Source organism: Variovorax sp. MSC1_012, assembly GCF_023667525.1.
GTDB classification, from domain to species: domain Bacteria; phylum Pseudomonadota; class Gammaproteobacteria; order Burkholderiales; family Burkholderiaceae_C; genus Variovorax; species Variovorax beijingensis_B.
The window spans coordinates 1,116,630-1,140,900 of record NZ_CM174443.1 but is presented as its reverse complement, the minus strand read 5'-3'; the positions used below and the strand labels follow the sequence as shown (position 1 = coordinate 1,140,900).

The 24,271-nt window shown below is 67.1% G+C and carries 22 protein-coding genes; 7 read left to right on the top strand and 15 right to left on the bottom strand.

The annotated features are described in order from the left end of the window. Positions 1–115: 115 nt before the first annotated feature. Positions 116–2,395: a beta-glucosidase BglX gene (gene bglX / locus L1081_RS05270; protein ID WP_489415513.1), complete on the top strand. Its 2,280-nt coding sequence runs from the start codon at positions 116–118 to the stop codon at positions 2,393–2,395. A 19-nt stretch (positions 2,396–2,414) separates the two neighbouring features. Then, a complete protein-coding gene (locus L1081_RS05265) occupies positions 2,415–2,693 on the top strand; it encodes a hypothetical protein (protein ID WP_489415512.1) in 279 nt (92 codons plus the stop codon). Positions 2,694–2,768: 75 nt separating this feature from the next. Here L1081_RS05265 and L1081_RS05260 read toward each other — a convergent pair whose 3' ends face one another. The 8 genes from L1081_RS05260 to urtA all read right to left on the bottom strand — a co-directional run bounded on the left by L1081_RS05260 (position 2,769) and on the right by urtA (position 10,254). Next, positions 2,769–3,119, bottom strand: coding sequence for an alpha/beta hydrolase (locus L1081_RS05260; RefSeq protein ID WP_489415511.1), 351 nt, complete (start codon positions 3,117–3,119; stop codon positions 2,769–2,771). Positions 3,120–3,267: 148 nt separating this feature from the next. Continuing rightward, positions 3,268–3,615, bottom strand: coding sequence for an FmdB family zinc ribbon protein (locus tag L1081_RS05255; protein WP_489415510.1), 348 nt, complete (start codon positions 3,613–3,615; stop codon positions 3,268–3,270). An 11-nt stretch (positions 3,616–3,626) separates the two neighbouring features. After that, positions 3,627–4,859 carry a formamidase gene (fmdA, locus tag L1081_RS05250; RefSeq protein ID WP_489415509.1) on the bottom strand — a complete coding sequence of 411 codons (1,233 nt, stop codon included), beginning with the start codon at positions 4,857–4,859 and terminating at the stop codon, positions 3,627–3,629. Positions 4,860–4,886: 27 nt separating this feature from the next. Then, a complete protein-coding gene (gene urtE / locus L1081_RS05245; RefSeq protein WP_489416738.1) occupies positions 4,887–5,576 on the bottom strand; it encodes an urea ABC transporter ATP-binding subunit UrtE in 690 nt (229 codons plus the stop codon). Positions 5,577–5,913: 337 nt separating this feature from the next. Further along, positions 5,914–6,657, bottom strand: a complete 744-nt coding sequence (urtD, locus tag L1081_RS05240) for an urea ABC transporter ATP-binding protein UrtD (protein ID WP_489415508.1) — start codon at positions 6,655–6,657, stop codon at positions 5,914–5,916. Positions 6,658–6,679: 22 nt separating this feature from the next. Beyond that, entirely contained in the window at positions 6,680–7,879 is a 1,200-nt protein-coding gene (gene urtC, locus L1081_RS05235) for an urea ABC transporter permease subunit UrtC (protein ID WP_489416737.1), read from the bottom strand. Positions 7,880–7,913: 34 nt separating this feature from the next. Then, the gene (gene urtB, locus L1081_RS05230) at positions 7,914–8,828 is read right to left on the bottom strand and encodes an urea ABC transporter permease subunit UrtB (RefSeq protein ID WP_489415507.1); all 915 of its coding nucleotides are present in this window, start codon (positions 8,826–8,828) and stop codon (positions 7,914–7,916) included. A 157-nt stretch (positions 8,829–8,985) separates the two neighbouring features. Continuing rightward, the gene (urtA, locus tag L1081_RS05225; RefSeq protein ID WP_489415506.1) at positions 8,986–10,254 is read right to left on the bottom strand and encodes an urea ABC transporter substrate-binding protein; all 1,269 of its coding nucleotides are present in this window, start codon (positions 10,252–10,254) and stop codon (positions 8,986–8,988) included. Positions 10,255–10,503: 249 nt separating this feature from the next. On the opposite strand from urtA, the gene L1081_RS05220 reads away from it, so the two are divergent. Next, positions 10,504–13,890: an ATP-binding protein gene (locus L1081_RS05220; protein WP_489415505.1), complete on the top strand. Its 3,387-nt coding sequence runs from the start codon at positions 10,504–10,506 to the stop codon at positions 13,888–13,890. After that, entirely contained in the window at positions 13,868–14,776 is a 909-nt protein-coding gene (locus L1081_RS05215; RefSeq protein WP_489415504.1) for a response regulator, read from the top strand. Before L1081_RS05220 ends, L1081_RS05215 begins: the two co-directional genes overlap by 23 nt. A gap of 30 nt (positions 14,777–14,806) precedes the next feature. On the opposite strand, the gene L1081_RS05210 is transcribed toward L1081_RS05215, so the two are convergent. From L1081_RS05210 to L1081_RS05200, 3 genes are all read right to left on the bottom strand, one after another. Further along, on the bottom strand, positions 14,807–15,238 hold the full coding sequence (locus L1081_RS05210) for a hypothetical protein (RefSeq protein ID WP_489415503.1): 432 nt from the start codon (positions 15,236–15,238) through the stop codon (positions 14,807–14,809). Between the two features lie 145 nt (positions 15,239–15,383). Further along, positions 15,384–15,920, bottom strand: coding sequence for a P-loop nucleotide/nucleoside kinase family protein (locus tag L1081_RS05205; protein WP_489415502.1), 537 nt, complete (start codon positions 15,918–15,920; stop codon positions 15,384–15,386). A gap of 57 nt (positions 15,921–15,977) precedes the next feature. Continuing rightward, the gene (locus L1081_RS05200; RefSeq protein ID WP_489415501.1) at positions 15,978–17,108 is read right to left on the bottom strand and encodes an ATP-binding protein; all 1,131 of its coding nucleotides are present in this window, start codon (positions 17,106–17,108) and stop codon (positions 15,978–15,980) included. Positions 17,109–17,233: 125 nt separating this feature from the next. Between L1081_RS05200 and L1081_RS05195 the strand changes: the two genes are divergently transcribed. Beyond that, positions 17,234–17,518: a DUF1488 family protein gene (locus L1081_RS05195; protein ID WP_489415500.1), complete on the top strand. Its 285-nt coding sequence runs from the start codon at positions 17,234–17,236 to the stop codon at positions 17,516–17,518. Here the strand turns inward: L1081_RS05195 and L1081_RS05190 are convergent. Together L1081_RS05190 and L1081_RS05185 are read right to left on the bottom strand one after the other, a co-directional pair. Next, entirely contained in the window at positions 17,504–18,415 is a 912-nt protein-coding gene (locus tag L1081_RS05190; protein WP_489415499.1) for an EamA family transporter, read from the bottom strand. The genes L1081_RS05195 and L1081_RS05190 overlap by 15 nt on opposite strands. A gap of 38 nt (positions 18,416–18,453) precedes the next feature. Continuing rightward, positions 18,454–19,227: a helix-turn-helix domain-containing protein gene (locus L1081_RS05185; RefSeq protein ID WP_489415498.1), complete on the bottom strand. Its 774-nt coding sequence runs from the start codon at positions 19,225–19,227 to the stop codon at positions 18,454–18,456. Between the two features lie 138 nt (positions 19,228–19,365). Here L1081_RS05185 and L1081_RS05180 point away from each other — a divergent pair, with 138 nt between their 5' ends. Together L1081_RS05180 and L1081_RS05175 are read left to right on the top strand one after the other, a co-directional pair. Further along, entirely contained in the window at positions 19,366–20,184 is an 819-nt protein-coding gene (locus tag L1081_RS05180) for a substrate-binding domain-containing protein (protein WP_489415497.1), read from the top strand. Positions 20,185–20,236: 52 nt separating this feature from the next. After that, complete coding sequence (locus L1081_RS05175) at positions 20,237–20,992, top strand: transporter substrate-binding domain-containing protein (protein WP_489415496.1); 756 nt, start codon at positions 20,237–20,239, stop codon at positions 20,990–20,992. Between the two features lie 170 nt (positions 20,993–21,162). Here the strand turns inward: L1081_RS05175 and L1081_RS05170 are convergent, their stop codons facing one another. After that, the gene (locus tag L1081_RS05170) at positions 21,163–21,573 is read right to left on the bottom strand and encodes a hypothetical protein (RefSeq protein WP_489415495.1); all 411 of its coding nucleotides are present in this window, start codon (positions 21,571–21,573) and stop codon (positions 21,163–21,165) included. Positions 21,574–21,585: 12 nt separating this feature from the next. Beyond that, a complete protein-coding gene (locus L1081_RS05165) occupies positions 21,586–23,805 on the bottom strand; it encodes a M1 family aminopeptidase (RefSeq protein WP_489415494.1) in 2,220 nt (739 codons plus the stop codon). Between the last annotated feature and the right edge of the window lie 466 nt (positions 23,806–24,271).

The window sequence follows — 24,271 nt, the reverse complement described above, 5'->3', positions numbered from 1 at the left end:
TTCCTGGACAACCTGCGGCGCTGGGCCCGGGGGCAGCCGCTGCTGAACAGGGTGTAACAGCGTTAAAAGCCCGCCCGTTCCATGCGGCATCGCTTTGGCGTGAGAATGGCGTGCCATGCACGTTCGAATCCCCGCCATGGCGGCGGCCCTGCTGGGCCTGGCCTCTGTTCTCTCCTCCCCCGTCTCCCATGCAGCCCCGGCCGCCGCCGAGGGCGCGGCGGGCGCGGATGCCCGTATCGAATCGCTCATCGCCCGCATGACGGTCGAGGAGAAGGTGGGCCAGCTCAGCCTCTACGGCCCCGCCAACACCAACATTCCCGGCAACCCGCAGGCCGGCCAGCGCAATGCGCAGCAGGAGATCGACGACGTGCGCGCCGGCCGCCTCACGGGCCTTTTCAACAACGAAGGGCTGGAGCGCAAGCGGGTGCTGCAGGAGGTGGCCGTGCGCGAATCGCGCCTGGGCATTCCGCTGCTCTACGGCGCCGACGTGATCCACGGCTTTCGCACCATCTTTCCCATGCCGCTGGCCGAGGCCGCGAGCTGGGAGCCCGAACTCGCCGAGCGCACCGCGCGCGCCGCCGCGGTCGAAGCCAGCGCCGACGGCTTCCGCTGGACCTTCGCGCCGATGGTGGACATTGCACGCGACGCCCGATGGGGCCGCGGCATCGAGGGTGCGGGCGAAGACGTGTATCTGGCCAACCAGTTCGCGGCCGCGCGCGTGCGCGGCTTCCAGGGCAGCGACCTCTCGCGCGCCGATTCGCTGCTGGCCACACCCAAGCATTTCGCGGCCTACGGTGCGGCCGAGGGCGGACTCGACTACGCCGCCACCGACATCTCCGAGCGCACGCTGCGCCAGGTCTACCTGCCGCCGTTCCGCGCCGCGCTGGACGCTGGCGCGCTCTCGGTCATGAGCGCCTTCAACGAGATCTCCGGCATTCCATCGATTGCCAACCCGGCGCTGCTGACGGGCGTGCTGCGCGACGAATGGAAGTTCAAGGGCTTCGTGGTGTCCGACTACACGGCCGACGAGGAACTGATCGCGCACGGCTATGCAGCCGACGGCCGCGAGGCGGCGAAGCAGTCATTCCTGGCCGGCACCGACGTCAGCATGCAGAGCGGCCTGTACATGCGCCACCTGCCCGAGCTCGTGGCCTCTGGCGAAGTGCCGATGGCGCGGCTCGACGATGCGGTGCGCCGCGTGCTGTGGGTCAAGCAGAAGCTCGGCCTCTTCGACCAGCCGCTGCGCGGGCTCGACGCCGCACCGGCGCAGCCCCGGGCCGACAACCCTGCGCACATCGCGCTGGCACGCGAGGATGCGCGCCGCTCCATCGTGCTGCTGAAGAACGAACGCGCGGTGCTGCCGCTGCCCAAGTCAGGCAGGAAGATCGCGCTGATCGGCCCCTTCGCCTCGGGCACGCAGGACCTGCTCGGCGCGTGGAGCCTGTTCCCGGGCCAGTCGGCGCCCGTGGGCATCGACGAAGGCCTGCGCGCCGCATTGGCCGACCCCGGCGCGCTGACGGTGGTGCGCGGCTCGGGCGTCGATGCGCCGCTGGTCGGTGGCATCGAGGCCGCCGTGACCGCCGCGCGCGATGCCGACGTGGTGGTGCTCGCCATCGGCGAGAGCGAGCGCATGTCGGGCGAAGCCCGCTCGCGAACCGACATCGGCATCCCGCAGGCCCAGCAGGACCTGGCCGAGGCCGTGGCCGCCATCGGCAAGCCGGTGGTCGTGCTGCTGAGCAATGGCCGCGCGATGGCGCTCAGGGGCGCGGTGCGCAATGCCGACGCCATCCTCGTCACCTGGTTTCTCGGCGTGCAGACCGGCACCGCCATAGCCGACGTGGTGTTCGGCGACTTCAATCCCTCGGGCCGGCTGCCGGTGAGCTTTCCGCAGGCGTCCGGCCAAGTGCCCTTCTACTACGGCCAGAAGCGCACCGGCCGGCCGCTGCCCGACAACGACCAGGCCATGGCTTTCAAGACCCGCTACGTGGACACCACGAACCAGGCGCTCTACCCCTTCGGCCACGGCATCGGCTATGCGCCGGTGCGCTACGACAGCATGGAGCTGAGCCAGGACCGGCTACCGCTCGGTGGCACGCTGCGCGTGCGCGCCACCGTCACCAACACCGGCCAGCGCCAGGCCGAGGAAGTGGTGCAGCTCTATGCCGCCGAACGCGCCGCGAGCGTGACGCGGCCGGTGCGCGAGCTCAAGAACTTCCGCAAGGTGCGCATCGAGCCCGGGGCATCGAAGGTGGTCGAGTTCACGCTGCGCGCTGACGACCTGCAGTTCGTCGGCCGCGACATGAAGCCGACGGTCGAGCCCGGAGAGTTCGACCTGTGGGTGGCGCCTTCGGCCACGGGCGGCATCAGGAAGAGCTTCGCGCTCACGCGCGAATGATGCGCGGCAGGGAGCGCCGATGAAACCACCCGTGCCCACCGCGCGCCGCCTGGCGCTGGTTTCCGAAACGGCGATCGAGAGCTATCGCTTCGATCCGGGCGGCACCGTCGCCGCGGTCCTCGGAGAAAGGGACGGACCCGCCTGCGCCCCCATATTCCGCTACTGCGCGCTGTCTGCCGACAGCATCGAACTGTCGGACGGCGATGGCGTGTTCGCCACCTGGACGCACATCGAGATCGAGGGCGACGAGCTGCGCGCCCTGTGCAACGGCCGGGCCAAGGTATTCAGGATCGGGTGAGCGGCGCGGGAAAACAAAAAGCGGGCCCCGTCGAGGGCCCGTTCTTCATTGCGCCGATCAAGGGACAGCTGCTGCTCAGAGGCCGGCCTGGCGCGTGAACGACACGCTGGGCTTCTTGTAGGCTTGCGGCACTTCGTCGCGGTAGAACGCGCGGCGGTCGAGGCTTGCGAGCGGGTCATGCGCCTTGGCAACGGCTTCGGCCTGGATCACTGCGCGGTCGGCGGTCGAGGTGAAGGCTTGTGCGCCGGCGCTGGCACCGTCACCGTATTCGTTGCCGGCGCGGGCGGCGGCAACGGCTTGCGGCGCGACTTCGGCGCGCGAGACACCCGAGTTCACGGTCAGCACACCTTCGTAGGTTTCTGCATGCGCACCGGCGACAGCCAGGAGCGAGAGGGCAGCAGCAGCGAGGACTTTCGAGGCATTCATTTCAATCTCCTAATGGGTTGGTTGGTGAAATGAAGTGTGATCCTGAAGCCCCCCAAAAAACCGCCGCAAACGGAATCGCGGCGTTCACGGGATTGAAACAATCGGGCCGGCGCCGAGCCGTTGCTCGCCGCAAATCATTAGCTCGGCATTAGTGCGAAATCATCCAGGGTCGCTTCGACGGCGCCGACTTGGCGCCGTTCGCCCCCGTGACCGTCGCACTGCGCCGCGACGATGAACCCGAGCAGCAGCCGCAGCCCGCCGGATGCTTGAAGCGCGCGTAGTCGCGCGAGCTGCCCGGTTCGTGCCGGGCGCGCTCGTTGGTCTCCATCGCGCGGCGCGTGCCAGAGGCCATCAGCGCGAGCCGCGGCGCGGCCGAAAGCACGCGCGGCGATGCGCAGCCGCAGTCGGGGCACGCGGCGGGATCGTCGCGCTGCCCTGAAGGCCGCAGCGCCTCGAAGCCGCCGCACTGGCCGCAGGCGTAGTCGTAGGTGGGCATGGGCGCGTCCGTCAGGCCAGGTCGTGCGACAGCGGCATGTCGATGCTGCCGTCGATCATCTTCACCGGGCCCGCTGCGTTCGGGTTGATGTCGAAGTCGAAGATCTGCGTGGGCAGCCAGAGCGTGGCGCAGGAGTTGGGCACGTCGACCACGCCGCTGATGTGGCCCTGCACAGGTGCCGTGCCCAGGATCGAGTAGGCCTGCGCGCCCGAATAGCCGAACTTCTTCAGGTACTCGATGGCGTTCAGGCAGGCCTGGCGGTAGGCCACGTTCACATCCAGGTAGTACTGCTTGCCGGCCTCGTCGACCGAGATGCCTTCGAAGATCAGGTAGTCGTTGTACTGCGGCGTGATCACGCTCGGCTTGAAGATCGGGTTCCTGATACCGTACTTGGCCATGCCGCCCTTGATGAGCGTGACCTTCATGTGCACCCAGCCGGCCATCTCGATGGCGCCGCAGAAGGTGATCTCGCCGTCGCCCTGGCTGAAGTGCAGGTCGCCCACGCTGAGGCCTGCGCCGTCGACGTACACCGGAAAGAACACCTTCGAGCCGCGCGACAGGTCCTTGATGTCGCAGTTGCCGCCGTGCTCGCGCGGCGGCACGGTGCGCGCACCTTCGGCCGCCGCCCTGGCGCGCGCCTCGCCGGTCATCTTGCCCATGTGGGCGGTGCCGGCGAACGGCGGATTGGCCAGGCCGGGCACGCGGTCCGGGTCGGTGGCGATGAGCTTGCCCTCGCGCTCGTTCCACATGTCGAGCATCGGCTTGTCGGGCAGGCAGCCGATCAGGCCGGGGTGGATCAGGCCCGCGAAGTTCACGCCCGGCACGTGGCGCGAGCTGGTGAACATGCCCTTGAAGTCCCAGATGGATTTCTGCGCTTCGGGGAAGTGGTCGGTCAGGAAGCCGCCGCCGTTCTTCTTCGAGAAGAAGCCGTTGAAGCCCCAGAGGCTGTCCTGCTTGGCGCCGATGTCGAGCAGGTCGACCACCAGCAGGTCGCCAGGCTCGGCGCCCTTCACGCCCACGGGGCCCGAGAGGTAGTGCACGGTGCTCAGGTCGATGTCGCGCACGTCGTCGGCGCTGTCGTTGTTCTTGATGAAGCCGCCGGTCCAGTCGAAGGTCTCGAGGATGAAGTCGTCGCCCGGGTTGACCCAGCAGGCCATCGGAATGTCCGGATGCCAGCGGTTGTGGATCATCTCGTTCTCGGTGGGCGGCTTGGTCAGGTCGACCTTGATCAGCGTGTCCGTCATTTGCAGTGGCTCCTGGTTGGGTTGTGGTTAAACGGAGAGATAGGCTTTGATGTGATCGACATCGGTCTTGTCGCGCGCCGTTTCGTGCACGAGCCGGCCGCCTTCGATCACGAAGAGCCGGTCGGCGACGTCGAGCGCGAAGCTCAGCACCTGCTCGGACACGACGATGGTGATGCCGCGCAGCTTGCGGATCTCGTTGAGCGCCTTGGCGATGTCCTTGATGATCGAAGGCTGGATTCCTTCGGTGGGCTCGTCGAGCAGCAGCACCTTAGGGTCGGTGACGAGGGCGCGCGCAATGGCGAGCTGCTGCTGCTGGCCGCCGGAGAGGTTGCCGCCCTTGCGGCGCTTCATGTCCCAGAGCACGGGGAACAGCGCGTAGATCTCTTCGGGAATGCGCTTCGTCTTCGAGTTCTCCAGGCCGGTCTGGATGTTCTCTTCGACCGTGAGGGTCGGAAAGATCATGCGGCCCTGCGGCACGTAGGCAATGCCCTTGGCGACGCGTCTGAAGCTCTCGTCGCGCGACACGTCCTGTCCCGCCACCTCGATGCGCCCACTCTTCAGCGGCAGCACGCCCATGAGACTCTTGAACAGCGTGGTCTTGCCCATGCCGTTGCGGCCCATGATGGCGATTGTTTCGTTGGCATGCCCGTCGAAGGAGATGCCATGCAGGGCCTCGCTCTGGCCGTAGGCTACGTGCAGGTCTTCTACCTTCAGCATGATGTTGCTCATTGGGTGGCTCCTTTGATGCTCGTGTTCAGGGCGTGTGCACAGGCCACCGGGTACTTCCCTCCGCGAATGTCCCCCGGGCTTCGCCCTCCTCCTTGATTTCGCTGCGGGAAGCACCCGATGCCCTGTGCACGATGGGCGCGGCTGTGGTGCTGGCCGATCAACGACCGCTGCGCATGACGATCACGTCGATGGGGTGCCTTGCGCAGCGAAATAAAGGAGGAGCCCGAAGGGCGGGGGACATTCGCTTCGCCGTGTACCCCGTCGGCGGGAGCGCGCCCTGAAGAGTGCACTTCAACCACGACGCGATGAATCGAACAGCAAGTCATCAGTGCCCCAGATAAACATCGATGACCTTCGGATCCGCCTGCACCTTCTCCATCGGCCCCTCGGCCAGGATCTTTCCTTGGTGCATCACCGTGACCTTGTGCGCGATCTGCTTCACGAACGCCATGTCGTGCTCGATGACGATCACCGCGCGGTTCTGGCAGATGCGCTTGAGCAGCTCGGCCGTGAGTTCGCGTTCACGTGCGCTCATGCCGGCAATGGGCTCGTCGAGCATCAGCAGCTCGGGCTCCTGCATCAGCAGCATGCCGATCTCCAGCCATTGCTTCTGGCCATGGCTCAACAGGCCCGCCTCGGTACGCAGCCTGTCGGCCAGGCCGATGTCTTCGGCCACCGCCTGTACCTTGGCCTTGACCTCGTCGTCGCACTTGAACGCCAACGCGCCGAGCACCGAGCGGCCCTTGGGGAACGACACCTCCAGGTTCTGGAACACGCTCAGGTTCTCGTAGATCGACGGCGTCTGGAACTTGCGGCCGATGCCCAGCCGCACGCGCTTGTGCTCGGCCATCTTCGTGAGCTCGGTGTTCTTGAACTTGATGCTGCCGGCGCTTGCCTTCGTCTTGCCGCAGATCAGGTCGAGCAGCGTGGTCTTGCCCGCGCCGTTGGGGCCGATGATCACGCGCAGCTCATTTTTGTCGATGTAGAGCGTGAGGTCGTCGATGGCCTTGAAGCCGTCGAACGAGACGCTAAGGTCTTCCACGGCCAGCGCGAAGTCGGTGTTGCTCATGAGGTGGTGGCTCCGGTGTTCTTCAGGCGCGCTGGCTGCCGACACCGTCGGGCAGTTGGGGTTCGGGCGCCGCAGCCGATGCCGGTGCGGCGGGCGGCAGCGGCGTGGAGGCCGGTGGCTGTACCGCGGCTTCGCGCAGCGCCTTGCGGCGCTCCTTCCACCATGGCCGGATCTTTTCATCCCACAGGCCCGCAAGCCCCATCGGGAAGGCCATGGTCACGCCGATGAAGAGGCCGGCCATCAGGAACAGCCACAGGTCCGGAAAGCTCTCCGAGAACAGCGTCTTGCCCGCATTCACCAGCAGCGCGCCGTACACCGCGCCCACCAGGCTCATGCGGCCGCCCACGGCGCAGAAAATCACCATCTCGATCGACGGCACGATGCCCACGAAGCTCGGCGACATGAAGCCCACCTGCAGCGCGAACATCGCACCGCCAATGCCCGAAAGGCCGGCCGCAAGGCAGAAGATGAAAACCTTGAAGTTCGACACGTCGTAACCCGAGAAGCGCACGCGGTCTTCCTTGTCGCGCATGGCGAGCAGCAGCGTGCCGAGCTTGCTGGTCTGGATCCAGCGGCACAGCACGATGCTGCAGATCAGCAGGCCGACGCAAACATAGTAGAGAACGTACTTGGCGCCATCGGTGCGCGTGTCCCAGCCCAGCATCGTCTTCAGGTCGGTCATGCCGTTGACGCCGCCCGTGTAGCCCTGCTGGCCGATGATGAGCACGGTGCAGATCAGCGCCACCGCCTGCGTGATGATCGCAAAGTACACGCCGCCCACGCGGCGCTTGAACATCGCAAAGCTCACCAGCCAGGCCAGCGCCATCGGCGCCAGCACCACCAGCGCCAGGCTCAGCGGCAGGCTCTTGAACGGCAGCCACAGCGCGGGCAGCTCGGTGATCTGGTTCCAGTCCATGAAGTCCGGAATACCGGGCGTCGACTGGATCTTTGTCGTGACGGGGTCGGAGGCTTCGAGCTTGAGGAACATCGCCATCGCATAGCCGCCGATGCCGAAGAACACGCCCTGCCCCAGGCTCAGCACGCCGCCGTAGCCCCACACCATGACGAGGCCCACGGCCACGAAGGCATAGCTGAGGTACTTGCCCACGAGGTTGAGGCGGAAGATGTCGAGCGACAGCGGCAGCACGACCGCCAGCAGCAGCACCAGCAGCAGGAGGCTGCCGAGCTGGTAGCGCAGGATCGAGGCCTTGATGAAATTCATCATCGGAACGTTCTCCAGGAAGGGTTCGGATTCATCAGCGGCGGACCTTGACGGCGAAGAGCCCTTGCGGACGCATCATCAGAATCAGCACGATGAGCGAGAGCGTCAGCACCTTGGCCATCGAGCCGGTCATGAAGAACTCCGAAATCGACTGGGTCTGCGCAATGCCGAAGGCCGAGACCACGGTGCCCAGCAGGCTGGCGGCGCCGCCGAAGGTGACGACCAGGAAGGCGTCGACGATGTAGAGCGAGCCCGAGGTCGGCCCGGTCGAGCCGATGGTGGTGAAGGCCGCGCCCGCCACGCCGGCAATGCCGCAGCCGATCGCGAAGGTCAGGCGGTCGGTCTTCATGGTGTCGATGCCGGTGGCGTTGGCCATGGTGCGGTTGGCCACGGTGGCGCGCACGCGCAGGCCCCAGCGGCTCCTGTGCAGCGCGACCAGCACGCCGCCGGTGACCAGCGCGGTGAGCGCCAGCACGAACAGGCCGTTGATCGGAATGTCCAGGCCTTCATGCGGGGTCCACGAGCCCATGAGCCACTCGGGCAGCGTGGGGCTCACTTCCTTCGGGCCGATGAAGGTGCGAAAGATCTGCTGCAGGCCCAGGCTCACGCCCCAGGTGGCGAGCAGCGTGTCGAGCGGACGCTTGTAGAGATGGCGGATCAGCACCCACTCCACGATCCAGCCGACGATGAATGCGAACACGAAGGCCAGGCCGATCGCGATCGGAAAGTAGTACGGCATGAACGCGGGCGCGAGGCTTTCGGTGACGCGCGCGGCCAGGTAGATCGAATAGGCGCCGATGGTCATGAACTCGCCATGCGCCATGTTGATCACGCCCATCTGGCCGAAGATGATCGCGAGCCCGAGGCCCATCAGCAGCAGCACCGCGAACAGGCTCAGCCCCGCGAAGCCCTGCATGAGGCCGATGTTCATCATGTCCGACAGAGTCATGGCACGGATTCCGGATTTGGATGTTGGGGTTGGCTCCTTCCCCCTCTGGGGAAGGCGGGGATGGGGGCTCGGCGGCACTTGCAGGCACAGCGCGTCGTCAACCGCCGCCGAGCCCCCACCCCAGCCCTCCCCCGGAAGGGGAGGGAGCAAGACAGGGTTATTGGTAGCCTTTGGGGAACGGATCCGGTTTGATCAATTCGCTCGACTCCGCCACCACCTTGAACGTCCCGTCCAACTGGCCCTGCCCGATGCGCGCCTTGCTCCACAGGTGGTGGTTCGCATCCAGCTTCACGTAACCTTCAGGCGCGGTCTTCAGCTCGATGCCCGGCGAGCCGGCCACCACCTTGTCCACGTCGAAGCTGCCGGCCTTCTCCACCGCCGCCTTCCAGAGCCACGGGCCGAGGTAGCCGGCCTGCGTGACGTCGCCGATCACCGCGTCCTTGCCGTACTTGGCCTTGAAGGCGGCCACGAACTTCTTGTTGTTCTCGTTGTCGAGCGACTGGAAGTACTTCATCGACGAATAGAAACCCGCAAAGTTCTCGCCGCCCACGCCGGTCATCTCGTCTTCAGTGACGGCCAGCGTCAGCAGGAACTGCTTGTCGCCCGTGATGCCCGCGGCCTTGAGCTGCTTGTAGAAGGCCACGTTCGAGCCGCCCACCACGGCCGCGAAGATGCAGTCGGGCTTGGCCACCTTGATCTTGTTGATCAGCGAGTTGAAGTTGGTGTGGCCCAGCGGGTAGTACTCCTCGCCCTTGACCGAACCCTTCTGGAAGTTCTCGATGTGCTTGCGCGCGATCTTCATCGAGGTGCGCGGCCAGATGTAGTCGGAGCCCACCAGGAAGAAGGTCTTGGCCTTCTTCTCCTTCGCGCCCCAGTCCAGGCCCCAGATGATCTGCTGCGTGGCTTCCTGGCCCGTGTAGATCACGTTCTTGCTCTGCTCCAGGCCTTCGTAGAAGGTCGGGTAGTACAGGAGGCCGTTCTCCTTCTCGAACACCGGCAGCACGGCCTTGCGCGAGGCGCTGGTCCAGCAGCCGAAGACCGCGGCGCAATGGTCGTTGACCAGCAGCTTCTTCGACTTCTCGGCAAAGGTCGGCCAGTCGGAGGCGCCGTCTTCCTTGATGACCTTGATCTTGCGCCCGAGGATGCCGCCCATCGCGTTGATCTGGTCGATCGCGAGCTGCTCGGCCTGGATCGAGCCGGTCTCCGAAATGGCCATGGTGCCGGAGGAGGAGTGCAGCTGGCCCACCGTCACTTCGGTGTCGGTCACCGCGAGCTTGGTGGTGTTGACCTTGGCCGTGGGGAACTGCGACTGGCCGAAGCTCAGGCCGGAGAGGCCCATCACGGGCAGCGCGGCGGCGCCCTGCAGCAAACGGCGGCGGCGCAATGCCAGGGCATCGAGGGAAAGATCTTCTGAATCACGCGACATCGGGAAACTCCAGGCAGGTTGTTGGAAGGGTGAGCCGCGCACCATCGCAGTGCATCGGACGGTGCCCGAGCACCATGGCTGGTACTTTAGAAATCAGTTGTGCCGGCGCGAATACGTCATTCAACGTAGCGGCCAGGACGCCTGCAGCAGCCAGACTCGCAAGCCGTGCACATGCGGGCCGCACGCAGGGAGCGCTTCTTGCTGTGTCTGCCTGCCATGCCACCGCCGCCCTCGCCGCCAGACCCCACCATGCAACCCGTCACCGGCCAGAAGATCTTCCGCATCCGCCGCGACTACAACGCGTGGGTCGCGAACGAAACGCTGGAAGACTACGCGCTGCGCTACACGCCGCGCAGCTTTCGCAAGTGGTCGGAGTTCCGCGTCGCCAACGCGGCCTTCGGCGCCACCTCGTTCCTGGCGCTGGAGGCCATCGGCGGCGCCATTGCGCTGAGCTACGGCTTCTCGAATGCGCTGTGGGCCATTCTGGTGGTGGGGCTCATCACCTTCCTCACCGGCCTGCCGATCTCCTACTACGCGGCCCGGCATGGCGTGGACATGGACCTGCTCACGCGCGGCGCGGGCTTCGGCTACCTGGGCTCCACCCTCACCTCGCTGATCTACGCGAGCTTCACCTTCATCTTCTTCGCGCTGGAGGCGGCCATCCTCGCGCTGGCGCTGCAGCTGTACCTCGACTGGCCACTGCCACTGCTCTACCTGCTGTCGTCGATCGTGATCGTGCCGCTGGTGATGCGTGGCATCACGCTCATCTCGGGCCTGCAGCTGTGGACGCAGCCGATCTGGATCGTGCTGTTCGTGTGCCCCTTCATCGCGGTGCTGGTGAAGAAGCCCGAGCTGTATGCCGACTTCACCGGCCTGGTGGGCCGAAGCTCCGACAGCAGCAGCTTCGATCCGCTGATGTTCGGCGCCGCCGCCACGGTGGCCTTCTCGCTGGTGGTGCAGATCGGCGAGCAGGTCGACTACCTGCGCTTCCTGCCCGAGAAGACGGCCGCCAACCGGGGCCGCTGGTGGGCCGCGGTGCTGGTGGCGGGGCCGGGCTGGATCGTGCCGGGCATGCTCAAGATGATGGGCGGCGCCTTCCTGGCCTTTCTGGCGCTCCAGCACGAGATTCCGGCGAGACACGCGGTCGAGCCCACGCTGATGTACCTCACGGGCTTTTCGTACGTGCTGCGCGATCCGGCCTGGGTGCTGGCGATCACCACGCTGTTCGTGGTCGTCTCGCAGATGAAGATCAATCTCACCAACGCCTATGCGGGCTCGCTGGCGTGGTCGAACTTCTTCGCGCGGCTCACGCACAGCCACCCGGGGCGCGTGGTGTGGCTGGTGTTCAACGTGGTGATCGCGATCCTGCTGATGACGCTGGGCGTGTTCGCGGCGCTCGAGCACGTGCTGGGCTTCTACAGCAACATCGCCATCGCCTGGGTCGGCGCGCTGGTGGCCGACCTGGTCATCAACAAGCCGCTGGGCTGGAGCCCGCGCACCATCGAGTTCAAGCGCGCGCACCTGTACGACATCAATCCGATCGGCCTGGGTGCGATGCTGGTGGCGGCCGCGCTCGCCATGCTGGCGTACTCCGGCCTGCTGGGCCAGTGGGCGCGCGCGTTCTCGCCCTTCATCGCGCTGGCAACGGCGCTGGTGGTCTCGCCGCTGCTGGCCTGGCGCACGCGCGGGCGCTACTACCTCGCGCGCAGCGACATCCGCCGCTGGACGCCCGGGCAGATCGTGAAATGCTCGGTGTGCGACAACAGCTTCGAGTCCGAGGACATGGCGCACTGCCCGGCCTACAGCGCGCCGATCTGCTCGCTGTGCTGCACGCTCGAATCGCGCTGCCACGACCGCTGCAAGACCGACTCCCGCGCGGCCGAGCAGATGAGCGGCTGGCTCCAGGCGCTGCTGCCACCCGCGCTGTCGGGCCGGCTCAATTTTCGCGTGGCGCACTACCTGATGGTGGCCACTTCGCTGGTGGCGCTGCTGGCCACGGTGATGGGCGTGGTGTATGCGCAGGAGGCCATCGTGGGCGCCGATGCGGTGGACCCGGCTCTGCGCAGCGCCTTCCTCAAGGTGTTCGCGCTGCTGTCGCTGGTGGCGGCGGTGGCCGCCTGGTGGATCGTGCTGGGCAGCGAGAGCCGGCAGATGGCGCAGGAGGAATCGAACCGCCACAACCACCTGCTCACCGTCGAGATCGAGGCGCACCAGCGCACCGACGCCGCGCTGCAGACCGCGAAGGAGGCCGCCGAGGCGGCCAACCAGGCCAAGACCCGCTACGTGGCCGGCATGACGCACGAACTGCGCACGCCGCTCAACAGCATTCTGGGCTACTCGCAGATCCTGCTCAAGGGCGAGGCCGTGGCGCCGCCGCGCGAAGCGGTGCAGACCATCCAGCGCAGCGGCGAGCACATGCTCGGGCTGATCGACGGCCTGCTAGACCTGGCGCGCATCGAGGCCGGCCGCCTGCAGCTGGAGCCCGCGCCGCTCGCGCTGCCCGCCTTTCTGGACGAGGTGGTGCACATGGTGCGGCCGCAGGCCGAGAACAAGGGCCTTGCCTTCGTGTACACCCACAGCGGCCGGCTGCCGCCATGGGTGCATGCCGATGCCAAGCGGCTGCGCCAGATCCTCATCAATCTGCTGGCCAACGCGGTGCGCTTCACCGACAGCGGCACGGTCACGCTGCACGTGGATGCGCGGCGCGAGGTGCTGCGCTTCGACGTGGTCGACACCGGCATCGGCGTGGCGCCGCAGGACCACCAGCGCATCTTTCTTCCTTTCGAGCGCGGGGCCGCCGGGCGCCGGCGCGGCGAGCCCGGCACGGGCCTGGGCCTCACCATCACGGGCCTGCTCACATCGCTGATGGGCGGCGAGCTGGCGCTGGCCGCCACGTCGCCCGCGGGCAGCACCTTCAGCGTGCGGGTGTACCTGCGCGAAGTGGCCGACCCCGGCCCGCAGGCAGAGACACGCCGGCCGGTGTCGGGCTACATCGGCGCACGCCGCACGCTGCTGGTGGTCGACGACCAGCCGGTGCAGCGCCAGATGCTCGCCGGCATGCTCGTGCCGCTGGGCTTCGAAGTGCGCGAGGCCGCGAGCGGCACCGAGTGCCTCGACAGCCTGCGCGAAAACCTGCCTTCCGCCATCCTGCTGGACCTCACCATGGACGACATGGACGGCTGGCAGACCGCGGCGCTGGTGCGCGCCTCGGGCTTCGACCGCCTGCCGATCATCATCGTCTCGGCCAACATGTTCGAGAACCAGGGCGAGCTGCTGCGCGCCGCGGGCTGCCAGGCCTTCGTGGGCAAGCCGGTCATCGAGTCGCAGCTGATCGCCACGCTGGAGCGCCACCTCGGCCTCGAATGGCTGGCGTCGAACGACGCGATGCCGCCCACCGTCGACACGGCGCCGCGGCCGGTGCAGCTCGCGCTCTCGGAAGACGACCGCGCCGAGCTGATGCGGCTGGTGCAGATGGGCCACATGCGCGGCCTGCACCAGGTGCTCGACCGCCTCGCCGCCGCGTCCCCGCCGGCTGCGGCCACCTGCACCTGGCTGCGCGGCATGGTCACCCGATTCGAACTCGACAAGCTCCGCAAGGCACTCGCAGAACAAGATGCAGACACTCTCGCCCCCTGATGAAACCGAACGCCCCGTGGTGCTGGTGGTGGACGACGCCCCCAGCAGCCTCGGCATGCTGTGCGACACGCTCGAATCCAGCGGCTACACCGTGCTGGTCGCGGCCGACGGCGAGGCTGCGCTGCAGCGCCTCGAACTGGTGGTGCCCGACGCGATCCTGCTCGACGGCCTGATGCCCGGCCTGTCGGGCTTCGAGACCTGCCGGCGCATCAAGGCCAATGCGGCGCTCGCGCACATTCCGGTGCTGTTCATGACCGGCCTTTCGGAAACCGCGCACGTGGTCGAGGGCTTCGAATGCGGTGGCGTCGACTACGTGGTGAAGCCGATCCGCGCGCAGGAGGTGCTCGCGCGGCTGCACACGCACACGCGCAACGCACGCATCACGCGCATGGCGCGCGACGCGGTCGACGTGGCCGGCATGGGCGTGGTCTTCGTCGATGCGCGCGGGCGCATCGCATGGCGCTCGCCGCAAGCCGCGCTGTGGCTTCAGGCGCTCGATGCGCCGCCGGCGGCCGGGTTGCTGCCCGCCTCGCTCGAACCCGCGCTTGCGCCCGGCGCGGCCATTGCAGTGGCCACGGCGGCAGGCGCACGCATTTCGGTGCGCAACCTCGGCGCCGCAGCGCTCGGCGAGACCATGCTGCTGTTCGCGGCGCAGCGCGAAGGGGCCGCGGGCACGCCGTCGGCGCGGCTGGCCGAAGCGGCACTCACGCCGCGCGAGACCGAGGTGCTCTCATGGCTTGCCAAGGGCAAGACCAACCGCGACATCGGCGAGATCCTCGGCACCAGCCCGCGCACGGTCAACAAGCACCTCGAGCACATCTTCGAGAAGCTGGGCGTCGAGACGCGCGCTGCCGCGGCGGCACTGGCCAGCGGCCAACTGGCCTGATCGAGCCTCAGCGGGCAGCTCGCCCGTTCCCTATCTCTTCGTTGCCGGCGTTGCAGGCACCGCAGGCGTCGTCGTGGTGCCGTCGGCCTTGGAGCCCGGCACGGCCGGCGTCGCGGGCGTGGCAGACATCGAGGACGATGTGGAGGAAGAAGACTGCGGCGATGGCGTTGCCGGTGTCGCAGGTGTTGCTGGCGTCGCGGGCGAAGTGGCCGTGGCTGGTGTTGCCGGCGTGGCGGGTGTCGCCGGAGTGGCTGCGTTGTCCGAGGCATTGGAGCCGCTGGCCGCGCCCGCGCCGCTGCCGCCTGCGCCCGCACCCACGCCAGAGCCGGCACTGCTGCCGCCCCCGCCCCCGCCCCCACCACCACCGCCGGCACCGCCACCCGCAGCCAATGCGAGCGGGGCCATGCAGGCGCCCATGAGAACCGCCACCAGGGTCGGTGCAATACGTTGTGTCAGCTTCATCGAAATCTCCTTGTTGATGTTTCGACAAGGCCAAGCTAGACGCGGCCGGAAATCCGGCTTGTAGTCCAAAGTCTTCATGGCGGGCCGGTCCAGTCGCCGGCGCTATGCAATGGATAGCTGCGCGGCGCCTGGCTTCGCGGCTTCGCTAGATCGCCGGCAATCCCAGCGCGTCGGCAATGGCGCGCGCAGCGGCCGGCGGCTGCACCGCCGAGGTATCGACAACGACCTGCGCCTGCGGCATGTCGCGTTCGGACGCGGTGAACTGCGCCTGCATCTGCCGCAACAGCTCCAGCGACCGAAGCTTTCCGAACTCGGCCCGGCCCGGCGCCACCAGCCGCTGTTCCTGCTCGGCCACCGGAACGCGCAATTGCACGAAGTCCGTGCTGCCGCCCGCGGCTTCCACCGCGGCAACGGCCCGCTGCGGGAAGCCTTCTGCCACCGATGGTTCAGGCGCGAAGGTGAAGATCAGCGAGCGCTTCGCCTGCGCAGCTTCGCGCATCATGTCGAGCCACATCCTCTCGCGCAGCTGCACGAACTGCTGCGTGCCGAACGGAAACACCGAGGCCACCGCATCGACGACGAGGTGGTTGTGGAAAACCGCAAGACCGGTGAGGCGCCCCAATTCCCTTGCAATGGTCAGCTTGCCCGAGGCGACCGGGCCGTAGATGAAAACGAGCTTCATGCGGCTGATTGTTGCCCATGCACGCGGGCACCGGCATCACCCGCCGGGCTGGGTCGCCTACTTGCCGCTGCGGGGCAGATGAACGGTGAATGCCGTGCCTTCCGCCGCGGACGAGGTCACCGTGATGGTGCCGCCGTGCCCCGTCACGATCTCCCGCGCGATGTAGAGGCCGAGGCCCAGGCTCGTGGCGGGCCGCTCGTGCGGCGCCGATTCGCGTGTCGCAACCTGCACCAGCGGGTTGAAGATGACCTGCATCGAATCGGGAGGAATCGGCCTTCCCTGGTTCTTGACGATCAGGGTCACGTGCACCCCCTCGTCCCGGATCGCCAGCGCCACGGGATGGACGGGGTCTCCATGCTGCACAGCGTTGCTCAGCAGGTTGGTGAGGACCTGGCGCATTCTGGGCGCATCGAACATCAGCACCACATCGGCCGGAAGCTCGGCGACGAGCTCCCGCTTGGGATAGGCCGCGCAAACCTCGTCGAACGCCTCCTGGCACAGGGCGCTCAGGTCGCCTTCCTGCGGAACCACCTCGATGCCGCGGCCGAGCCGGGTGCGCGTGTACTCGAGCAGGTCGGTGACCATGTCGTTGATCGACGCAATACTTCGCCTGGCGATCTGGAGCGTGCGCTCCTTGGGCTTGGCATCGCCTGCCAGCTCGAGAAGATGAATGCAGGAGCTGAGCGCGCTCAACGGGTTTCGCAGGTCGTGTCCCAGCACGGCCAGGAAGGTGTCCCTGGAATTGGCCACATGGTCCGAATAGGTGGCCATGGCCTCGGCAAGGCCCTGGTCGATGCCTTCGTTGAAGCGCATCACTTCTTCCAGGACCACGGCATCGACCGTGCCGACCTGCCCCATCCACAAACGAAGGACCGTGGCCCGCAGCGCGCGGTATTCGGCGCCCAACTGGGAGAGGTCGAAGCCCACCCGCTGGCGCAGGCCTCCATGTTCGGCGGCAAAAGTCTCCTTGAGGAACGGCAGCGCGAGTCCCTTGGACTTTGCCTCGCGCTCCTTTTCCGACTGGGCCGATTCCATTTCGCCGGCAATGGCCAGCAGGATTTCATGCGCATGGTCCCGCAGCTCGACAACGGACATGGTCTCCGCCGGCGGGATCATCGTTCGTGCAAAGGATTCCCACTCGACGAGGATGGGTTCGATGTTGTCTTTGATGAATTGGCTCAGGCGCATGCTGGACGGAGTATGCGCCTGTGTAGGACAACAGGAGCCAGGGCCAACAGCCACTGCCCGGGCGCCGGAGAGAAGGGGTACTCGATGAAGCGTATCCTGAGGCTCCTCCTACCGGAACACATTCCATGTCTGAACAGCCTCTTTCCGGGACGGACCCCGTCGATCCACCCTTCTTCCACGAGGCCTCCGGCACGGTCCGCTTCTGGGTGCTCATCGATGGCCAACACATGGGCGCGAGCATCAGCAAGGACGTCCTGCGCTATCGCTTCCGCCCCGGTGCGCAGGGCGACGACCCGCTGGAAATCTACGCGCAGTACGCGGACCAGCTCGAAGCGGCCGTGCGCCGACGGGTGGCGCAGGGCTCGATCGAGCCGGTGATGCTGCGCGAGTTCGATCTACCCCGCGGTTGATTCCACGCGCACACCGCGCGTGCAGGCACCGCTGGCCAGCGTCACGCCGATCACGGCGCTGGCAATGGCGATCCGGTCGACGCCCGTGACGGGCTCGGCCAGCCACCACCATCCGCCCACTGCGGAGAAAACGGGTGCCAGCCCTCCGAACGCGGCCGCCTGCGACGCGCCAAGACGCGCGACGGCCGCGCCGAAGATCCACAGCCCCAGCAAGCCCGCGACCGCGCCCTGCATCAACGCCTGCCACAGCACGTCTCGCAGCGGCGCATCGACGAGGCCCGTTCCGCCCCGCCACAGCAGCCATGGCACGAGCAGGATCGCCGACCATGCGCTGATGACCGCCGCGCCCTGCCATGCGCCAAGTCCCGCGCGCCTGAACGACAGCGTGAAGCCGGCCCACAGCGCGGCCGCGAGGAGAAAGAGCAGATCGCCGCGCCAGGCGCCCGCATCGACGCCGCGAAAGCTGCCCGCCCCCAGGATGCCGATGCCGGCAGCAAGGAACACCAACCCGAGCGCCCGCGCGCGGTCCGGGCGTTCGCGCCAGAACATCCAGGCCAGGCCCGCGGCAAAGAGCGGGCATGCGCCCGCCATGAAGACACCCATGTGCGCCGAAGGAGCGAACCTTGTGCCGGTCATCGCTACCAGCCCGAAAGGCAGCCCGGCGCCAAGCACCATTCCGATCAGCCACCTGAAGGGCACCCCGCGAGGCAACAGGCCCACGCGCAGCCACACAGGCAGGAGCACGATCGCCGGTATGCCGTAGCGCAGGATCGCCAGGTCGGGCGGAGCGATCGTGCTGGTAGTCGAGTGGCGCGTGGCCACCTGCCAGATGCCCGCGATCAGCGCCGAGGCCACGCCGGCGGCCAGGCCGGCTGAAAGGCGCACATTGACCGTCATCTGCAGGCTCCGTTGAATGCGAAGCCCGCAGTGTTCGGTCAATGCAGGTGGCGCGCTTCCAGATTCGTGCGCATCTGGCTCGGCGCCATGCCAAAAGCGCGCCGGAAGGCCACCGTGAAGTGCGCATGGCTTGCAAAGCCCAGGTCCGCCGCAAGCGCGCTGATGCTGCGCTCGCCTTCGCGCAGGCGATCGAGCGCGAGCGTCATGCGCAGCTGGTTGCGCAGGCCATGCAGGCTCGTTCCCGTGTGCATGCGGAAGCGGCGCGCCAGGTGGAATGCCGAGCAGTGGACCGCCTTCGCGATCTCGTCGAGCGTGTCCCTGCGCTCCGGCGCCGCGGCGATGTAGTCGCGGGCGCGCTCGACCGCGCGGTGGACCCTGGGCGGTGCCGGCCGACCGGCCGGCCGCACGCTCTGGACCAGGCCGGCCAGGTGCTCCTGCACCTCGAGCGCATCGATCGCCTGCAACGCATGCGCCTGCAGGCATCTGCGCAGCAGCAGCTGGCTGCCCAGCGGCAGGTACTCCCTGCCCGCTGGCGCCAGGTCTTCGGCGAGCGTGAGCACCACGCTCCGCTGGCCCGCCATCGGGTGCTTCAACTGGTAGGGCCCATCGGGCGACAGCCACAGCGCAGCCGCGGGATCGCAGACGAAGGCGTCCGCACCCAGCCGGCATTCGAAGCGCTGGCTCAGCGGCAGCAGCAGGCGAGGCCCCTGCACGCGATAAGGCGGGCTCCAGCCGGGCTCGGCCGTCTCCAGCGTGGCCAGCTGGCAGCTGATGGAGCCGCTTTCGAAGAGCACGCTGCGAAGGTAGGTCATGGGTGTGAAAAGCAGCAGTGCCGCCCGCCCAAATTCTGCCAGCCGGACCGCTGCCTTGGTGTTTACCCCGAAAACACTGAAGGCGGATTGACAGCCTCGCTGCCTACGATCGAGGGAAATTCATCAGGAGACAACACCATGAAGACCCATCCCTTCTCGCTCAACCGCCTGACCCGCCGCGCCAGCCTGCTGGCCGCAGCGTCCGTTCTTGCCGCATGCGGCAGCCTCGGCAGCCGGCCGCCCGCGGCCGGCGACATCCACGTGATGACCTCGGGCGGTTTCACGGCCGCGTACAACGAGCTGCGCCCCGGCTTCGAACGCAGCAGCGGCCGCACGGTCAAGACCGCGTATGGCGCCTCCATGGGCAATGCCGAAGATTCCATTCCAAGCCGGCTCTCGCGCAACGAGCCGGCCGACGTGGTGATCCTCGCGCGGCCCGCGCTCGATGCGCTGGTGGCCCAAGGCAAGGTGGTGCCGGGCAGCCAGGTCGACCTGGTGCGCTCGTCGATCGGCTTTGCGGTGCGCAAGGGCGCGCCCAAGCCCGACATCTCGACGGTCGATGCGCTCAAGCGCACCTTGCTGGCGGCGCCGTCCATCGCCTATTCGGCCAGCGCCAGCGGCACCTACTACGAGACCGAACTGCTCAAGAAGCTCGGCATCGAGGAGCGGGTCTTGCCCAAGAGCAAGCGCATCCTCAGCGAGCGCGTGGGCACCGTGGTGGCACGCGGCGACGCGGCGCTGGGGCTGCAGCAGGTGAGTGAGCTGCTGCCGATCGCGGGCATCGACTACATCGGGCCGCTGCCCGCGGAAGTGCAGCGCGTGACGGTGTTCTCGGCGGGCATTGCCACGGCGTCCAGGCAGCCCGATGCGGCGCGCCAGCTGATCCGCTATCTCAACTCGCCCGAAGCGGCGCCGACCATTGCGAAGACGGGGCTGGAGCCGCTGACGGCGCGCTGAAACAACGGCTCAGTAAACTGGCGCCCATCATCTTTCCCGGACGATGCACGCCATGAACCAAGCCGTTGCCCCCGCCCTTGTCTCCGCCTTCGCGCCCGGCGGCATGCTGCGCGCATCCATCAACCTCGGCAATCCGATCCTCGCGAACAAGGATGCGGCCACCGGCGAACCGGTGGGCGTGTCGATCGATCTCGCGCGCGAGTTCGCGCGCAGGCTTGGCGTGGGCATCGAGCTCGTGGTGTTCGAGAAGGCGGCGGCCTCGGTCGACGCGGTAAGGAACGAGAAGGCCGACATCGGCTTCTTCGCGATCGATCCGGCGCGCAGCGAAGGGCTGCTGTTCACCGCGCCTTATGTGCTGATCGAAGGCAGCTACCTCGTGCGCGAATCGTCGCCGCTCACCGACAACACGCAGGTCGATGCCAAGGGCCACCGCATCTCGGTCGGCGCGGGCAGCGCCTACGACCTGTTCCTCACGCGCGAGATCGAGCAGGCCGAGATCGTCCGGCTCCAGGGCGCGGCCGCCGCGTTGGCTGCGCTGCGTTCAGGCGCGGTCGAGGTGGCCGCCGGCATTCGCCAACTGCTCGAGGCCGAGGCACGGCGCGAGCCGGGTGTGCACGTGCTGCCCGGCCGCTTCATGGTGATCCAGCAGGCCATGGGCACGCCCGCGAGCCGCGGTTCCGAGGCGCAGGCGCTGCTGTCTGCCTTTGTCGAGGAGATGAAGGCGAGTGGCTTTGTCGCCGACGCGCTTCAGCGTCATCGCATTGAAGGTGCGATCGTGGCGCCGGGTTCAAGTAGTCCTGCGTTGTAGTTCAGGACGCTGCTTTTCAGGGCGCGTGCACAGGCCAACGGGTACTCCCCTCCGCGAATGTCCCCCGGCCTGCGGCCTCCTCCTTGATTTCGCTGCGGGGAGCACCCGATGCCCTGTGCACGGGGCACGCTGCGAATGACCCGTGCCCTCGTCCTGGCGCTAGCGGGGCATCACAGCTTGTGGGCTTCCACCGGCCCCTGCGAATAGAACAGGAAGTAGCCGGTCTCCGTCTTGAAGCTGTTCTTCTGCCACCCCGGCGGCACCTTGAAGATCGCGAGCTGGTCGCTCGACACGCCGACGAAGGCGGTGTTCTCGCTGTCGGTGGTGATCCGGTTCCAGCGCTCGCGCGTCACCGGCTGCATCTGCATCTTCGGTTCGCTCCACTCGGGAGTGCGCACCTTGTCGCGCATGATGTAGCGGCCGCCCTGGCGCTCGATCTTGACCAGTTCGCGCAACGCGCCGTTCTTCTTCACGGCATAGACGCCGACCAGCTGCGCCTCGGGCTCGCCGCGCGGGCCGCAGCCGGCCAGCAACAGCAGCGACGACAGCCCGGCCGCAAGGCAGTTGAGTGACTTTTTCATGATGCTCCGTCCTCAGCGCTTCTCGTTGCCGCGCAGCTTCATGCTGCCCTGGTAGCGCAGCGCGTGCGGATAGTCTTCCTTGCCACCGGCCTCCTGCGCCATCATCTTCTGCTGGCTTGCCTCGGTCTTCGCGAGCAGCGTCGTCGGCAGGTTGAGAACGCCCTTGATCTGGTCGTACTGCCCCTGCGTGATGCGCCCCACCGACAGCAGGCGGAACGCGTCGCGCTCGATGTTGAGCAGGAGCGGCTTGTTGTCGGCAAAGTTCTGCGCCTTGGCCAGCAGGTCGCTCCACGACTGGGTGCTGTAGTTGCTCACGTAGTAGTCCTGCCCCGTGGGCCCGGCCAGCACCGCGGTGCAGCCTGGAAGATCCAGCTGCGTGGTGCTGGTGGCCATGACGAAAGTCTTGCGCTGCTCCATCGCATCGCCGTAGGCCAGCGTCACGGGAATGGTCCATGCCGAGGCCGGATAGGCGTTCTGGTTCGGGAACGACTCCTGGCTGATCGACACGTAGGTGCGGTCGCCCGCGCATTGCGCATCCACCGTCAGCAGCGGCACGCCGGTCTGGCGGATGAAGCTGTCGCCGATGTCCGCCACCTTCTTGCCGCCGCTCGCCTTCTCGATGGAGGTCCACAGCCGCGACGGCGTGGCGTTGCCGAACGCATAGTCCTTCAGGTAGATCTGCAGGCCCTTCTGCATCGCCTCCTCGCCGATGTAGTTCTGCACCATCTCCAGCACATGGCTGCCCTTGTTGTAGACGAAGATCGACGGGCTGATGAAGCCGAACGAACCCGCGTCGTTGAGGTTGCGCTGCACCGGCACCGCCGTGTCCTTCAGGTCGGCCACGATCACGGCGTGCTTGTCCAGCACATAGTCGGAGAAGCTGTAGTAGTTCGGGTGGAATTTGATCGTGGTGCGGCGGTCGAACCAGCGCGCGAACGATTCGTTGAGCCACACGTTGTCCCACCAGTCGAGCGTGACGAGGTCGCCGAACCACTGGTGCGCGATCTCGTGCGTCACCACCGTCACCGAATACAGCGTGGGCGTGTCGCCCGGCTTGGTCAGCACGCGGTCGGCAAACTCGAAGATGGAACCCCAGTTCTCCATGCCGCCGAAGCCGGTGTTGGGCTTGTTGTCGTAGCTGTCGTTGGCCGCCACGGTGTCGAACTTCTTGAACGGCAGTGGAATGCCGGTGTAGTTGTAGTAGTAGTCCATCGCCACCTTGGTCCACTCCATCGCAAAGGTGGCCCAGGTGGAGCGGCCCGGCGGCGTGAACCAGCGCAGCGGCATCTCGCTGCCGTCGAGCGGGTTCTTGAAGGTGTCCGAGAGAATGTCGAACTTGCCGCCCCCGAAGAACGCGAGATACATCGGCATCGAAGGCGTCTTCTCGAACGCCACCTGCTGGTAGCCGTCGGGCAGCTTGACGGCCGACTTCTGCGCGGCGTTCGACACGGTCTGCCAGTCGCCCGGCACCTCGGCGGAGATCTCGAAGGTGTGGCGGAAGGCCGGCTCGTCCCAGCCCGGGAACCACTGCCGCGCAAAGTTGGTTTCGCCCTGCGTCACGATCGCATCGCTGCTCACGCCCTCGGGCGTGGAAAGTCCCACCTTGAAGATGCCGGTTGCGGCCGAGCAGAACGGATTGCGCGCCATCTCGTCGGGCGGGCAGTACTCCGCATCGGAGAACTGGATCTTGCCGTCCCACTCCATGTGCAGCAGGTACTTGCCCTTGGCGATCTGTCCGTCGTTGCGCCGCAGCTGGACGAAGTCGCCCAGCGTCTGCGGCGTGGGCACCAGCGCAATCACCTCCGAAGGATTCGACAGCTTGCGCAAGGTGGTGCGGCCATTCGCAAACTTGAGGTCGTGCGCGGCAACCACGATGGCATCGACCGGCTTGAGCACCTCGATCTCCACGTCGCCGCGTCCCACGAAGGTCTTCAGCGCCGCGTCGGGCCTGAACCACAGCTTGTAGTTGATGGGCCAGACGGTGTCGGGCAGCTCCATCGGCTTCACGGAGCGGTCGACCTGAGCCACCGACGACTCGGGCGCGAGCGCAGGTCCGTCGTTGGGCGCCGGGGACGAGGCAGGGCTGTCGAGCGAGGGCGCGGACGCGCTCAGCCCGGCGCCGCCCAGGGAAGCGTCGCCGCCGCCCCCTCCGCCACCGCATGCCGCGAGCACGGCAAGGGTCACGGCGGTGATGGCAAGATGGCCGACGACTGGCTTGGCAAGTTTCTTCATGATGATCGCCTCTTGGTAAGGACAACAAGCGCCGCCCCGCTTGCGCCGGCGGGTAGCCGGCAGTGCGCGGACGCGCGCAGGAATGGATGAACAACACATCGAACGGGCAGCACCGCGCCCTCCCGCCGAACCAGAGGTTCGCCAGGAAACACGACACGGCAATGCCTTTTTTTCAGCCGGCGCGGCGCGAATGCGCCGCATCGGACCGCAGCGCAATCGATGCGGGCGGTCCCAGGATGCGGGGAGTGATGGGTTCCATTCCCGTCGAGTGCGAGGGCGATGGAATGCCGGGCAGGGCTGGATGCCTGGGCGGTGGGCTTAGCGCAAGCGCGCCGGCGCTGCGGCTTCATGCGCCGCGGCGGCGATTGAAGGGGCGGCCGCTACGGCAAGTTCTCTTGTAGCTGTTGTGGGTAGCTTCACGTGCGCTCTCCCTCCTTGGAAGTGCGCACATTTTTAGCTGATCGAA

Excerpts from the sequence above, each read along its gene's own strand:
- bglX (WP_489415513.1), top strand. The coding sequence starts at position 116 with ATGCACGTTCGAATCCCCGCCATGGCGGCGGCCCTGCTGGGCCTGGCC.
- L1081_RS05265 (WP_489415512.1), top strand. The coding sequence starts at position 2,415 with ATGAAACCACCCGTGCCCACCGCGCGCCGCCTGGCGCTGGTTTCCGAA.
- L1081_RS05260 (WP_489415511.1), bottom strand. The coding sequence starts at position 3,119 with ATGAATGCCTCGAAAGTCCTCGCTGCTGCTGCCCTCTCGCTCCTGGCT.
- L1081_RS05255 (WP_489415510.1), bottom strand. The coding sequence starts at position 3,615 with ATGCCCACCTACGACTACGCCTGCGGCCAGTGCGGCGGCTTCGAGGCG.
- fmdA (WP_489415509.1), bottom strand. The coding sequence starts at position 4,859 with ATGACGGACACGCTGATCAAGGTCGACCTGACCAAGCCGCCCACCGAG.
- urtE (WP_489416738.1), bottom strand. The coding sequence starts at position 5,576 with ATGCTGAAGGTAGAAGACCTGCACGTAGCCTACGGCCAGAGCGAGGCC.
- urtD (WP_489415508.1), bottom strand. The coding sequence starts at position 6,657 with ATGAGCAACACCGACTTCGCGCTGGCCGTGGAAGACCTTAGCGTCTCG.
- urtC (WP_489416737.1), bottom strand. The coding sequence starts at position 7,879 with ATGAATTTCATCAAGGCCTCGATCCTGCGCTACCAGCTCGGCAGCCTC.
- urtB (WP_489415507.1), bottom strand. The coding sequence starts at position 8,828 with ATGACTCTGTCGGACATGATGAACATCGGCCTCATGCAGGGCTTCGCG.
- urtA (WP_489415506.1), bottom strand. The coding sequence starts at position 10,254 with ATGTCGCGTGATTCAGAAGATCTTTCCCTCGATGCCCTGGCATTGCGC.
- L1081_RS05220 (WP_489415505.1), top strand. The coding sequence starts at position 10,504 with ATGCAACCCGTCACCGGCCAGAAGATCTTCCGCATCCGCCGCGACTAC.
- L1081_RS05215 (WP_489415504.1), top strand. The coding sequence starts at position 13,868 with ATGCAGACACTCTCGCCCCCTGATGAAACCGAACGCCCCGTGGTGCTG.
- L1081_RS05210 (WP_489415503.1), bottom strand. The coding sequence starts at position 15,238 with ATGAAGCTGACACAACGTATTGCACCGACCCTGGTGGCGGTTCTCATG.
- L1081_RS05205 (WP_489415502.1), bottom strand. The coding sequence starts at position 15,920 with ATGAAGCTCGTTTTCATCTACGGCCCGGTCGCCTCGGGCAAGCTGACC.
- L1081_RS05200 (WP_489415501.1), bottom strand. The coding sequence starts at position 17,108 with ATGCGCCTGAGCCAATTCATCAAAGACAACATCGAACCCATCCTCGTC.
- L1081_RS05195 (WP_489415500.1), top strand. The coding sequence starts at position 17,234 with ATGTCTGAACAGCCTCTTTCCGGGACGGACCCCGTCGATCCACCCTTC.
- L1081_RS05190 (WP_489415499.1), bottom strand. The coding sequence starts at position 18,415 with ATGACGGTCAATGTGCGCCTTTCAGCCGGCCTGGCCGCCGGCGTGGCC.
- L1081_RS05185 (WP_489415498.1), bottom strand. The coding sequence starts at position 19,227 with ATGACCTACCTTCGCAGCGTGCTCTTCGAAAGCGGCTCCATCAGCTGC.
- L1081_RS05180 (WP_489415497.1), top strand. The coding sequence starts at position 19,366 with ATGAAGACCCATCCCTTCTCGCTCAACCGCCTGACCCGCCGCGCCAGC.
- L1081_RS05175 (WP_489415496.1), top strand. The coding sequence starts at position 20,237 with ATGAACCAAGCCGTTGCCCCCGCCCTTGTCTCCGCCTTCGCGCCCGGC.
- L1081_RS05170 (WP_489415495.1), bottom strand. The coding sequence starts at position 21,573 with ATGAAAAAGTCACTCAACTGCCTTGCGGCCGGGCTGTCGTCGCTGCTG.
- L1081_RS05165 (WP_489415494.1), bottom strand. The coding sequence starts at position 23,805 with ATGAAGAAACTTGCCAAGCCAGTCGTCGGCCATCTTGCCATCACCGCC.